The 11762-nt window shown below is 69.2% G+C and carries 13 protein-coding genes; 5 read left to right on the top strand and 8 right to left on the bottom strand.

Features of this window, described 5'->3' with window-relative positions:
- Positions 1-99 precede the first annotated feature (99 nt).
- Both ACZ7CH_RS33980 and ACZ7CH_RS33975 read right to left on the bottom strand, forming a co-directional pair.
- Positions 100-1179, bottom strand: coding sequence for an acyl-CoA dehydrogenase family protein (locus ACZ7CH_RS33980; RefSeq protein WP_458433799.1), 1080 nt, complete (start codon positions 1177-1179; stop codon positions 100-102).
- A 24-nt stretch (positions 1180-1203) separates the two neighbouring features.
- A complete protein-coding gene (locus tag ACZ7CH_RS33975) occupies positions 1204-1641 on the bottom strand; it encodes a nuclear transport factor 2 family protein (RefSeq protein ID WP_360397303.1) in 438 nt (145 codons plus the stop codon).
- Positions 1642-1806: 165 nt separating this feature from the next.
- On the opposite strand from ACZ7CH_RS33975, the gene ACZ7CH_RS33970 reads away from it, so the two are divergent.
- Complete coding sequence (locus ACZ7CH_RS33970) at positions 1807-2289, top strand: SRPBCC domain-containing protein (protein WP_470375797.1); 483 nt, start codon at positions 1807-1809, stop codon at positions 2287-2289.
- Between the two features lie 64 nt (positions 2290-2353).
- Here the strand turns inward: ACZ7CH_RS33970 and ilvN are convergent, their stop codons facing one another.
- From ilvN to ACZ7CH_RS33955, 3 genes are read right to left on the bottom strand one after another with little or no spacing between them, the layout of a single operon-like run.
- The gene (ilvN, locus tag ACZ7CH_RS33965) at positions 2354-2620 is read right to left on the bottom strand and encodes an acetolactate synthase small subunit (RefSeq protein WP_360397299.1); all 267 of its coding nucleotides are present in this window, start codon (positions 2618-2620) and stop codon (positions 2354-2356) included.
- On the bottom strand, positions 2620-4326 hold the full coding sequence (locus ACZ7CH_RS33960) for an acetolactate synthase large subunit (protein ID WP_470375796.1): 1707 nt from the start codon (positions 4324-4326) through the stop codon (positions 2620-2622). Before ACZ7CH_RS33960 ends, ilvN begins: the two co-directional genes overlap by 1 nt.
- A 20-nt stretch (positions 4327-4346) precedes the next feature.
- On the bottom strand, positions 4347-5162 hold the full coding sequence (locus ACZ7CH_RS33955) for an AfsR/SARP family transcriptional regulator (protein WP_360397297.1): 816 nt from the start codon (positions 5160-5162) through the stop codon (positions 4347-4349).
- A 373-nt stretch (positions 5163-5535) separates the two neighbouring features.
- On the opposite strand from ACZ7CH_RS33955, the gene ACZ7CH_RS33950 reads away from it, so the two are divergent.
- A complete protein-coding gene (locus tag ACZ7CH_RS33950) occupies positions 5536-6666 on the top strand; it encodes a sensor histidine kinase (RefSeq protein ID WP_470375795.1) in 1131 nt (376 codons plus the stop codon).
- 252 nt (positions 6667-6918) lie between these two features.
- On the opposite strand, the gene ACZ7CH_RS33945 is transcribed toward ACZ7CH_RS33950, so the two are convergent.
- The 3 genes from ACZ7CH_RS33945 to ACZ7CH_RS33935 form a co-directional block, all read right to left on the bottom strand.
- Positions 6919-7524 (bottom strand): response regulator transcription factor, encoded by a 606-nt coding sequence (locus ACZ7CH_RS33945; protein ID WP_360397293.1) that lies wholly within the window; start codon positions 7522-7524, stop codon positions 6919-6921.
- Positions 7525-7764: 240 nt separating this feature from the next.
- Positions 7765-8445, bottom strand: a complete 681-nt coding sequence (locus ACZ7CH_RS33940; RefSeq protein ID WP_360397291.1) for an SDR family NAD(P)-dependent oxidoreductase — start codon at positions 8443-8445, stop codon at positions 7765-7767.
- Between the two features lie 66 nt (positions 8446-8511).
- Entirely contained in the window at positions 8512-9102 is a 591-nt protein-coding gene (locus ACZ7CH_RS33935; RefSeq protein WP_360397289.1) for a TetR/AcrR family transcriptional regulator, read from the bottom strand.
- 89 nt (positions 9103-9191) lie between these two features.
- On the opposite strand from ACZ7CH_RS33935, the gene ACZ7CH_RS33930 reads away from it, so the two are divergent.
- The 3 genes from ACZ7CH_RS33930 to lipA all read left to right on the top strand — a co-directional run bounded on the left by ACZ7CH_RS33930 (position 9192) and on the right by lipA (position 11625).
- Entirely contained in the window at positions 9192-9500 is a 309-nt protein-coding gene (locus tag ACZ7CH_RS33930) for a hypothetical protein (RefSeq protein WP_360397287.1), read from the top strand.
- Entirely contained in the window at positions 9497-10387 is an 891-nt protein-coding gene (locus ACZ7CH_RS33925; RefSeq protein WP_470371840.1) for an oxidoreductase, read from the top strand. Before ACZ7CH_RS33930 ends, ACZ7CH_RS33925 begins: the two co-directional genes overlap by 4 nt.
- Before the next feature lie 236 nt (positions 10388-10623).
- Positions 10624-11625 (top strand): lipoyl synthase, encoded by a 1002-nt coding sequence (gene lipA / locus ACZ7CH_RS33920; protein WP_360397283.1) that lies wholly within the window; start codon positions 10624-10626, stop codon positions 11623-11625.
- Positions 11626-11762: the final 137 nt, after the last annotated feature.

Raw genomic sequence — 11762 nt, 5'->3', positions numbered from 1 at the left:
CCCTCCGCTTGAGTCCCGGTCAGGTCGCGGCGGAGCGGAACGACGGCACGCCTGCGGCCCCGGCGCCGCGCAGTGGCGCCGGGGCCGGTTCTCCCGGCGTCAGCCGAAGAGCGACGCCGGGTAGGTGCGCACGGACGCGGTCTCGTACCGCAGCGCGACGTGGCTGGAGCAGCTCACGACGTCGCGCCAGAACCGTTGCAGCGCACCACCTTCCGCGAGGCCACCGGTGCCGGCGGCCCGCACCAGGCCACCGGTCGCGTCGACCAGGACCTCGGCCACGTAGGCGACGTTGCGCTCGTTGCGCGCCATCGCGGCCGGGGTGAACTCGCGGTCGTCGAGCACCCTGGCGTTCTGCTCCACGAGCAGCTTCGCCGACTCGACCTGACCGGACGCGCGGACCAGGTCGACCGCGGACGTGACGGACTGCTTCTTCCCCGACAGCACCGAGACGCACGCGTCGAGCGCTCCCATCGCCGCTCCGACGGCCGGTGCGACGAACGTGAGGCCGCCGACCGCCTGGAACGGGACGTTGTGGCTCGGCACCGGCGACCAGCTGGTGCCGGTGAGCAGGTCGGCGCGGTTCAGCGACAGGTGGGACGGCACGAAGACGTCGTCCACCACGACGGAATGGCTGCTGGTCGCCTTCATCCCGACGCTGTCCCACGTCCTGAGGACCGTGAGGTCGCCGCGCGGCACCGCGAAGAAGCGGCCCTCGTCACCGACCATGCCGCACAGCAGCGCCCAGTCGGCGAAGTCCACGCCGCTGACGTAGGTCCACCGGCCGCTGAGCCGGTGGCCGCCGTCCACGACCGTGCCCTTGCCCATGGGCGGCTGGCCGGTGACGACGAACGTGTCCGGGCCGGACGCCCAGATCTCGTCGTGGCCCTCTTCGGGCAGCAGCCCGGCGAACCGGGACGAGTACGCCGACAGCGACGCGCACCACGCGGCGGCCGAGCAGCCCTGCCCCACGGTGATGACGGCCTCGGTCAGCTCCGCGAACGTGCCCTGCGAGCCGCCGCGCCCGGCTGCGACGAAGTGCCGCGCGAACCCGGCGTCGCGCAGTGCCTCCACGACCTCGGGGGCCAGCTCGCGGGTGGTGTCGGCCTGCACCGCGTGCTCCGCGGCGATCAGCTTGACCTTCTCCGCGGCGGCGGCCAGCCCGGTTTGTTGAGCAGTCACCTCGTCACCTCCTGGGTGTGCAGGTCACGCGGCCTGGACGGGCAGGTCGCGGTGGATCGTGCGGGACCTGGTGTAGAGCTGTCCGTCGATGCGCACGAGCACGTCCTCGATGGAGAACGTGGGCTCGAACGACACCTGGCCGTCCAGCGTGGTGCGGGTGACGAGCGAGGCGTAGCTGACGTTCAGCGTGTTCTCGTCGACCTCCTCGACCAGGTAGTGGTCGTTCCAGTGCCGCACGGCGACCCCCTTGTAGCGGGGCAGCGCGGCGCTGGCGCCGGCGATCAGGGCGGCACGGCCCTCGACCTTCTCGCCGCGGTGGGCGTGGTCGGTGACGCCGTCCTCGGTGAACGTCTGGGCGTAGCCCTCCACGTCCAACGCGTCGAGCAGCCGCATCTGCCGGGCGTAGAACGTCTGGACCTCGATGTAGACCGCAACGGAGGCGGCAACACTGGCTGGGGACACGACAACTCCTCGGTCTGCCGGGTTTCGCTACCGCGAATATGGGTGGCGGCACTGGACATCCGGTCGAGCCGTCCTGGTTCGACCTCGGTTCGATCGGCGGTTGAGACAAACCGGTCACGGTGAACAGCGACATCACCCGCAACCCAACCCCGCGAGGAGGGCCACATGGCCTCAACTCCCGATGTCGCCAAGTCGGTGACGGTCGAGGCGACGATCGAGCAGGCGTTCGCGATCTTCGCCGGACGGCCGATCGAGTGGTGGCCGGAGTCGCACGTCTTCGTCAAGGACCGGCAGGCCATCACGATCGAGCCGTTCGTCGGCGGCCGCTACTTCGAGCGCGGCGCTGACGGCGAGGAGATCGCCTGGGGCACCATCACCGAGTGGGACCCGCCGAAGCGCCTCGTCATGACGTGGCGGGTCGGCCCCTACTGGCAGCCGATCTTCGAGGACGACAAGGCGTCGTTCATCAAGGTGGACTTCGAGATCGTCGGCCCGGCCACGACGAAGGTCACGCTGACGCACGCCGACCTGCACCGCCACGGCGAGATCGCCGAGAGCATCCACAAGGCCCTCGACGGTCCGTCCCCCGGCGAGACGCTGGAGAAGTACGCCGGCGTCGTCGACCGCCACGTCCCCAAGGCGGCCTGAGGCACCCCGGCGCAGGAACGGAGAATGGCCGCCCCGCAGGTTCGGGGCGGCCATTCTCCGTTGTTCAGGCGCCCAGTTCGAGCGCCTCGTCGTGGGTGCGGTCGACGACGCTCTTGACGTCGACGATCCGGCCGAGCTGCTTGATGAGCTGGGCCGGCGTGCGGCCGGGTTGCAGGTCGACCACGACGTCGAGGCGCGACAGCTCACCGCGCTCGGCGGGGCCGAGGCTCAGCGACTCGACCTCGACGCCGCGGCTGGAGAACAGCACCACGATCCGGGCGAGCGCACCGGGGTCGTTGCGCAGCAGCAGGGACAGCGAATGTCTGGTCATCACTCTTCCTCGTCGAACAGGGGGCGGATTCCTCGTGCGGCCATGACCTCGTCGTTGCCGGTGCCGGCGGGCACCATCGGCCAGACCTGGGCGTCCTGCCCCACCACGAAGTCGATGACGACCGGCCGGTCCCGCACGGACATGGCCTCCAGGATGACGTCGTCCACTTCGGACTGCGTGGTGCAGCGGAGCCCGACGCAGCCCAGCGCCTCCGCCAGCTTGACGAAGTCGGGGTGCCGGTCGTGCGTGCCGAGCCGGGTGTTGGAGTACCGGCCCTCGTAGAACAGGGTCTGCCACTGCCGGACCATGCCGAGGTTGCCGTTGTTGATGATCGCGACCTTGATCGGGATGCCCTCGGCGGCGCAGGTGGCGAGCTCCTGGTTGGTCATCTGGAAGCAGCCGTCGCCGTCGATCGCCCACACCGTGCGGTCGGGCGCGCCGGTCTGCGCTCCCATGGCGGCGGGCACGGCGAACCCCATCGTGCCCGCGCCACCGGAGTTGATGAACGAGCCGGGGCGTTCGTAGCGCACGTACTGGGCGGCCCACATCTGGTGCTGGCCGACGCCCGAGGTGTAGATCGCCTCGGGGCCGGCGAGCGTGCTGAGCCGTTCGATGACGTACTGCGGTGCGAGCGCGCCGTCCTCGGGGTGGTCGTAGCCGAGCGGGTAGGTGGTGCGCAGGCCGTCGAGGTAGGCCCACCACTCGGTGAGGTCGGGGACGTGGGAGACGACCGCGTTGAGGGCGGCGAGCACGTCGCGGCAGTCACCGACGATGCCGACGTCGGCCTTGCGGTTCTTGGAGATCTCGGCCGGGTCGATGTCGGCGTGCACCACCGCGGCGTGCGGGGCGAAGTGCGGCAGCGACCCGGTGACCCGGTCGTCGAACCGGGTCCCCAGCGCGATCAGCAGGTCGGCCCGCTGGAGGGCGGCGACGGCGGGCACCGTGCCGTGCATGCCCGGCATCCCGAGGTGCTGGCGGTGCGAGTCGGGGAACGCGCCGCGCGCCATCAGCGTGGTGACGACCGGGATGCCGGTGGAGTTCGCGAGCTTGAGCAGCTCCGCCGCGGCACCGGAGCGGACCACTCCCCCGCCCACGTAGAACACCGGGCGCTTCGACGTGCCCATGAGCTGGGCGGCGGTGCGGACCTGCACCGGCGAGAGCACCGGGCGGGACTGCGCGACGGGCTTGGGCGGGGTGTAGGTGGTGGTGGCGGCCAGCACGTCCTTGGGCAGGTCCACCAGCACCGGTCCCGGCCGCCCGGTGGCGGCGAGCCGGAACGCCTCGGCCACCACCCGCGGGATGTCGGCCGGGTCGTGCACCTGGAAGCTGTGCTTGGTGATCGGCAGCGTGATGCTGCGGATGTCCGCCTCCTGGAAGGCGTCCGTGCCGATCACCGACCGGCTGACCTGGCCGGTGATCGCCACGATCGGCACGGAGTCCATGTAGGCGTCCGCGATCGGCGTGACCAGGTTCGTCGCCCCCGGACCCGACGTCGCCATGCACACCCCGACCCGCCCGGTGGCCTGCGCGTACCCCTGCGCGGCGTGCCCGGCGCCCTGCTCGTGCCGCACCAGCACGTGCCGGATCTTCGAGTCGAACAGCGGGTCGTACGCGGGCAGGATCGCCCCACCGGGCATCCCGAAGATCACCTCGCAGCCCACGTCCTCAAGCGCTTTGATCAACGCACCTGCACCGGTGGTCTCCACGATGTGCTCCCGACGGGGGTTCAGCCCGCGAGCTGACGCTCCAGCTGGCGAGGGGACAGGGGCTTGTCGAGCGACGGTTCGGAGCTCAGGATCGCCCGCTGCAACTGACGCAGCCTTTCGGACGGCTCAAGCCCGAGCTCCTCGATGAGCGTGTCCCGCAGCGCCTGGTAGGCCTCCAGCGACTTCCACTGCCGGCCGGCCCGGTAGAGCGCGAGCATGTACTGCGCGCACAGGTTCTCGTGCATGGGGTGCTGCGCGGTGAGCACGGACAGCTCGCTCAGCAGCGACTGGTGCTTGCCCAGCTGCAGGTCGGCCTCGATGCGCGTCTCCAGCACGCCCAGGCGGCTCTCCTGCAGGCGGGTGACCTCCATGCCCAGCCGCACGCCGATCTGCACGTCCACGAGCACCGGGCCGCGCCACACGTCGGCGGCGTTGCGCAGCAGCCGGGAGGCGGACTCCAGGTCACCGATCTCGAACGCGCGCTGACCCGCGGTGGCGAGCCGCTCGTAGCTGCGGACGTCCACGGCCTCCGGCGGCACGTCCAACATGTAGCCGCCGTACCGGGTGACCAGGACGTTCTTCGCGACACCGGGACCCTCGCCCGGCATGGCCGCCTCGATGCGCCGCCGCACCTGCAGCACGTAGGTCTGCAGCGTGGTGAGCGCGCTGCGCGGCGGTGTCATCCCCCAGAGCTCTTCGATCAACGTCGGGACCGTGACGACGTGCCCGGCCTGCAGGCCCAGCAGCGAGAGCACCTGACGGGGCTTCACCGCGCTCGGCGCGATCGAGACGCCGTTCTCCCGTGCCTCCAGCGGTCCCAGAACCTTGATCTCCATTGGATCCTCCCCTGACAGCGGCGGTCGACTTGGTCGTGCCACCAAGTTCACCTGAGCGGGGCTATCGCACGCCACGTATCCCGCCACGACTCTCGGATGGCGAACTACTGCGGCCGGCGTGAAAAATTCATATGCTCAAACGAACCCAAACAGATCCGTCCGGTAAGCACGCGAACACATGCGGTGACTGTTGCCGAAAATACTGGTCCTTTCGCGTGAAATTGAGCTGCGAGTCAATGCGAAACAACGATCTGCACCGATACAGTAAGTCAGACCTGACTGCTCTGGTCTGTCTAGTATTCGGGCCTGAGCGCACGTCGTGATCACGAGAGTGCTGCGTCTGCTCTTGGGCGGTTTGCTCTTGGGGGGCACGTTGATTGCATCGCCTGCGATACCGAGATACCGCGCGGTCATCGTCGCCCTGTTCGCCGGTGTCTGCCTGACGGACCTGACCCGCGCTCTGCTGCTCGCCGGCGACACCCCCGAATTGGTGGTCTCGGCCATTGATTTCTCACTGCTCGTCGTACTGCAACTGACCTATTTCGGGCAGCTGTCGATACTCCACAGGCACCTGGTGCTGGCCGCGCAGGCCCTGCTGCTGGTGCTGCCGTACGTCGCGTTCGGGCATTCCTGGGCGGGCGTGGCAGGCCTGGTGGCGGGCAACGCCCTGGTCGTGCTGCGCCCGTTCTTCGGCTGGTCGCTGTTCGTCCTGACCGTGATCGCCACCGGTCTCGCCCAGGCAGCGCACGGCGAGGCCATGATGGCCACCGCCGCGACCGCGTTGCTGCTGGCAGGCCTGGCCACGGGTTTCGCGACGCACCGCCCGGTCCCCGCCACCCCCGTCGCGGCACCCCCGGACCCGCTGCCCCTGGACGCGGTTGACACCACCGTCGCCGCCGTGGCCGCCGAACGCCTCCGCGTGGCCCGCGACCTGCACGACCTGCTCGGCTACAGCCTCAGCGCGATCAAGCTGAAGAGCGAGCTCGCGCACCGCATCGTCGCCGACAGTCCCGACCACGCCAAGCAGCACATCAGCGAGATCCTCACCATCACCCACCACGCGCTGGCCGACGTCCGCTCCCTGGCCCGCGCCTACCGCCCGCTCTCTCTCGCGGACATCTCGAACTCCGCCAAGGCGATGCTCGCGGCCTCCGACATCGACGTCCGCGTCGAGCTCGACCACGACCCGCTTCCCGAGGCCATCGAGACCGTGCTGTCCGCGGTGCTCTGCGAGGCCGTGACGAACGTCCTGCGCCACAGCGACGCCAGCACCTGCACCATCGGCGTCCACCAGCGCGGCGGCACGGTCCTGCTCGACGTCGTCAACGACGGCGCCGCCGTCCGCTCCACCTCGCTCGACTGCAACGGCGTCCGCAACCAGGCCGAACGCGTCCAGGCCGCCGGCGGCACCTTCACCGCCCGCCACACCGGCGACGGCTCGTTCCACGTGCACGCCGCGATCCCGTGCGTCCCGGCCCGCGCCAACGCACACCCTCAGGTGTAGCTACACCGATATATCAGTTGCGCCCAGCTCTCCAGCCGCGCTCCTCACACCCCTCCGACCTGCCCCTTTGCAACGACTCGTTTGCGGACGTCGTCCAAAGACTCGTTGCAAAGTTGCTCAACCGCCAGGTAGCTCACCGCCGGCAGCCCGCCTCAGATAGCTCGCGTCAGACAGCTACCCCTTTGCAACTGGTCTTTTGCGGACGTCGTCCAAAGAGTCATTGCAAAGGGTGTGCTGTCAGAGCGGGCCCGGTCAGAACCAGCCGGACTTGCGGGCGATGCGGACGGCGTCGACCCGGTTGCGGGCGTCGAGCTTGGCCGTCGCGGCCGTCAGGTAGTTGCGCACGGTGCCGACGGACAGGAACAGCGTCGTGGCTATCTCCATGGCGTCGGCGCCGTCGGAGGCGAGCCGCAGCACCTCGAGCTCTCGCGGCGTGAGCGGGCACTCGTCGGTGTCCCACGCCGAGAGCGCGAGCTGCGAGTCGATCACCCTGCGGCCTACGGAGACGCCGCGGATGGCGTCCGCGAGCTCGCTGACGGGAGCGTCCTTGAGGATGAAACCGTTGACGCGGGCGTTCAACGCGCGGCGCAGCGTTCCCGGCCGGCCGAGGCTCGTGAGAATCAGCGTCCGGGTGTCGGGGGCGGTGTCGTGGATGACGGTGGCGGCGGAAAGGCCGTCCATGCCGGGGAGGTCGATGTCGAGCACCGCGACGTCCGGTTTGTTCTTCTCCACCGCCGCGATGATTTCGTCACCGGTCGCGACGGACGCGACGACCTCAATATCCGGTTCGAGATTCAACAAAGCGACCAAAGCGCCCCGGACCATTTGCACGTCCTCGGCGAGCAGCACTCTGATCATCCGACCCCCTAGTTGCCCCCAGGTCACCATTTCGAGTTTTACACTCGGTGACCATGCAGGACAAGCATCGGGACCCATTGCGGCCAGCGTTACTCCGAATGCGCTATGAGCAATTAATATTGCCGATCGCCAGATGACCGCGGGTCACCGGGCGCTCACTCCTCGCTCGGTTTCCGAAACGCGAACCGGTCCGCTCGAGTCGCACCCGAGCGGACCGGTGGAGCATGCGCCTCGCGAAGATCAGCGCGTTTCGCCCCACCGCTCCAGCAGTTCGAGTCCGCCGTCAACGGTGATGACTTGACCCTGAATCCAGGAGGCCTCGTCGGTGCACAGCAATGCGACCGCGTTCGCGATGTCCTCCGGCAGGGTCACCCGCCCGGACGGGCTCTTGATGGCGAGCCGGTCGACCAGGTCGGGGTCGATGTTCATGGGGCCGTTGTCGACGACGGTGGTGACGACGGCGTTGACGGCCACCCGGTACCAGGCCATCTCCAGGGCGAGTGTGCGGATCACGCCGTGCACCGGTGTCACGGTGTAGCCGGCGACGACCACCCGCCCGCCGTCGACGAAGGCCTTGGCCAGCGGCTCCACGACGTTGAGCAACGGCGTGAGGTCGGGCGAGACGGCGTGGTGCACGAACACGTCGAGCTGACCTCGCTCCTCCTTGACCCGGTCGAGGAGCAGGCGCACCGAGTGCTCGTCGGTGATGTCCAGCTGGGTGACCGTCACCGAGCCGGGCTTGCCCGCGAGCACGAGCTTCGCGCGCTCCAGGTCGACGTCGTCGGCAGAGGTCGTGAGGATGACGTGGGCGCCGTTGTCGCAGAGCTTGCTCGCGATGGCGAGACCGAGCCCGTGGGTCCCCGCCGTCACCAGCGCTAGCTTGCCGTCGAGTCCCAGGCGCGTGTTGACCGGTTCGATCATGATGCTGACCACCTCGTTGTCCGCGTGGTGATCGACGTTGCGCCGGGCCGCTAGGGCGGAACTCGACTACTTCTTGCGCAGTCCCTCCAGTACCCGCAGGATCGCGCTTTCGACCTCGCGGCCCGTGCGCTTCGGGTCGGACGAGCTGGCGATGGTGCTCGCGCCCGCGGACAGCGCCCCGAACAGCAGCCGCGCCATGATCTCCACCGGCGCCTCCTCGATCTCACCGGCGTCCACGAGCAGCTGCACGGCGGTGCGCAGCAGGCCGAAGCTGAAGTGCTCCTCCGCCTCGCGCCAGCGTTCCCAGCCCATCACCACCGGCGCTTCGTGCACGATGATCCGCTGGTATTCGGGGTCGAGGCACTTGCGGACGTAGGCGCGCAACCCGGCGACCGCGATGTCCCACGGTTCGCCCTCGCCGGTCACCAGAGCCGCCAGCGGCTCGATCGACTTCGTCTCGACCTGCGCGAACGCCGCCTCGAACAACGCCTGCTTGCCGCTGAAGTGGTGGTAAAGCGCGCCTTTCGTCACACGTGCGCGTTTGACGACCTCGTCGAGTGACGTGCCGGCGTAGCCGCGTTTGGTGAACAGGTCGACCGCGCTGTCGACCAGCGCCTGCCTGGTCGACTCCGAGTACTCGGCCCGTCGGTTTCGCACGGACGAAACGTAGCTCACATACCGGCGGTACGTACCGGTGGTATGGTCATGTCATACCGAAGGTATGCGAGAAACCGGGGGTACGAACCATGGCCTGGGCCGATCACTACCGACGCCGCGACGCGCTCGACGCCGTGCTGCACGACGCCCGTCGCGACCCGTCCGCGCCGCTCATCGTGGATCCGGACGTGTTCTCCTCGCTCGACGAACTGCTGCTGGCGCTCGACCACCGCTGGCACAACAAGCTGACCGCGCGCATGGAGGCCGCCGCGCTCGACGGCCCCGTCGACGAGGACCGGGTGACCGCGGAGCTCGCGGCCGACGAGCCGGTGTTGCGAGCGGTACTCGACGCCCACCTTCCGCTCGGCAGTTACCGGGCGGTAGGAATGACCCCATGAGTCGTTGGACCGACGCGGACATCCCCGACCAGACCGGCCGCACCGTGCTGGTGACCGGTGCGAACTCAGGTCTCGGCCTGCGCACCGCCCAGGTGCTGGCGGACAAAGGCGCCCACGTGTTGATGGGCTGCCGCTCCACCGAACGCGGTGAGGCGGCCCGGCGCCAGGTCAGGGGGTCCGCCGAGGTCCTCCCGCTCGACCTCGCCGACCTGGCCTCCGTCCGCGCCGCGGCCGACCGGGTCGGCACGCTCGACGTCCTGGTCAACAACGCCGGCATCATGGCCGTCCCGCTCGGCCGGACGGCCGACGGCTTCGAGCGCCAGTTCGGCACCAACCACCTCGGCCACGCGGCCCTGACGTTCCTGCTGCTCCCCGTGCTGCGGCAACGGCCAGGCGCGCGGGTGGTGACCGTGGCGTCGATCATGCACAAGTACGGCCGCATGAACTTCGACGACCCGAACTGGGAACACCGCTCGTACCACGCCGCCGCCGCGTACTCCCAGTCGAAGCTCGCCAACATCCTGTTCGCACGCGAACTGGACCGCCGCTGCCCGGACGTGGCGTCGATCGGCGCGCACCCCGGCATGACGGCCACCGAGCTGACCAACAACATGGCCAGCGCGCACCGGTCGTCGGTGATGCGCCTCGGCGGCCGCCTCAGCCACCTGTTCTCGCAGTCGGTGGAGATGGGCGCGCTGCCGCAGCTCTACGCGGCGACCTCACCGGACGCGCACGGCGGCCTCTACTACGGGCCAGGCGGTTTCAACGGCCTGCGCGGCCACCCCGCGATCGCCGGGATGACCCCGGCGGCTCGCGACGACCTCGCCGCGAGCCGCCTCTGGGACCTCACCGTCAAGCTGACCGGAATCACCCCCGACCTGCCGTAGGCGGGAAGGGCCGGGCCGGTGCCCCCGCTTGGGGGGGAGTCGGAGGACACCGGCTACCCGGTCGTCACCTCCGGGCGAGGAACAGTCTCGGCGCGGCGCGTTGTTCATGGTCGACACGACTCGCATGAACAACAGATCGTGAACAACGAGGCTGCTCCACCCGGCGTCCGGCACGGCGTCCCACCGTCGGACGTGCGTGACGCCGGACACGCGGGGGCGCAGCGTAGGGTGAGGTGGTGACTGTGGTACCAGAGGGTCGGAAGCTGCTGCGGCTCGAGGTCCGCAACAGCCAGACGCCGATCGAGAAGAAGCCGTCTTGGATCAAGACGCGCGCGAAGATGGGCCCCGAATACCGGGAGCTCAAGGGTCTGGTCAAACGCGAAGGCCTCCACACGGTCTGCGAAGAGGCCGGCTGTCCCAACATCTACGAGTGCTGGGAAGACCGCGAGGCCACGTTCCTGATCGGCGGCGAGCAGTGCACGCGGCGCTGCGACTTCTGCCAGATCGACACCGGCAAGCCCGCCGACCTCGACCGCGACGAGCCCCGCCGCGTCGCCGAGTCGGTCCAGGCGATGGGCCTGCGCTACTCCACGGTCACCGGCGTCGCGCGCGACGACCTGGCCGACGGCGGCGCGTGGCTGTACGCCGAGACCGTCCGCCAGATCCACGAGATGAACCCCGGCACGGGCGTCGAGCTGCTGATCCCGGACTTCAACGCGGTCCCGGAGCAGCTGACCGAGGTCTTCGAGTCCCGTCCCGAGGTGCTCGCGCACAACCTGGAGACGGTGCCGCGGATCTTCAAGCGCATCCGTCCCGCGTTCCGCTACGAGCGCTCCCTCGAGGTGATCACGAAGGCCCGCGAGTTCGGCCTGGTCACGAAGTCGAACCTGATCCTCGGCATGGGCGAGACGCCGGAGGAGGTCACCGAGGCGCTCGCCGACCTGCACGACGCGGGCTGCGACATCATCACCATCACCCAGTACCTGCGCCCGTCGCCGCGGCACCACCCGGTGGAGCGCTGGGTGAAGCCCGAGGAGTTCGTCCAGCACAAGGAGACGGCCGAGGAGATCGGCTTCCTCGGTGTGATGGCCGGGCCGCTGGTCCGCTCCTCCTACCGCGCCGGCCGCCTGTACGCGCAGGCCAAGCAGAAGCGCGGCGAAGAGCTGCCGGAGAACCTCCAGCACCTGCTCACCGTGTCGGCCTCGCAGGAGATCACGAGCCTGCTCGCGCCCCGCTGACCCTCAGCTCCACGACGACAGCGCCCAACTGATATATCGGCAGCTCACGCCGATGTACCGGTTGGGCGCTGTCGTTCGCTAACCCCTTTGCAATGAGTCTTTTGCGGACGTCCGCAAACGTATTTTGCGTGCAGCTG

Source organism: Lentzea sp. NPDC037011 (assembly GCF_055607425.1).
Note: the sequence above shows the minus strand (reverse complement) of the source record. Positions and strands in the feature narration are given on the sequence as shown.

Excerpts from the sequence above, each read along its gene's own strand:
- ACZ7CH_RS33970 (WP_470375797.1), top strand. The coding sequence starts at position 1,807 with ATGGCCTCAACTCCCGATGTCGCCAAGTCGGTGACGGTCGAGGCGACG.
- ilvN (WP_360397299.1), bottom strand. The coding sequence starts at position 2,620 with ATGACCAGACATTCGCTGTCCCTGCTGCTGCGCAACGACCCCGGTGCG.
- ACZ7CH_RS33955 (WP_360397297.1), bottom strand. The coding sequence starts at position 5,162 with ATGGAGATCAAGGTTCTGGGACCGCTGGAGGCACGGGAGAACGGCGTC.
- ACZ7CH_RS33945 (WP_360397293.1), bottom strand. The coding sequence starts at position 7,524 with ATGATCAGAGTGCTGCTCGCCGAGGACGTGCAAATGGTCCGGGGCGCT.
- ACZ7CH_RS33940 (WP_360397291.1), bottom strand. The coding sequence starts at position 8,445 with ATGATCGAACCGGTCAACACGCGCCTGGGACTCGACGGCAAGCTAGCG.
- ACZ7CH_RS33930 (WP_360397287.1), top strand. The coding sequence starts at position 9,192 with ATGGCCTGGGCCGATCACTACCGACGCCGCGACGCGCTCGACGCCGTG.
- ACZ7CH_RS33925 (WP_470371840.1), top strand. The coding sequence starts at position 9,497 with ATGAGTCGTTGGACCGACGCGGACATCCCCGACCAGACCGGCCGCACC.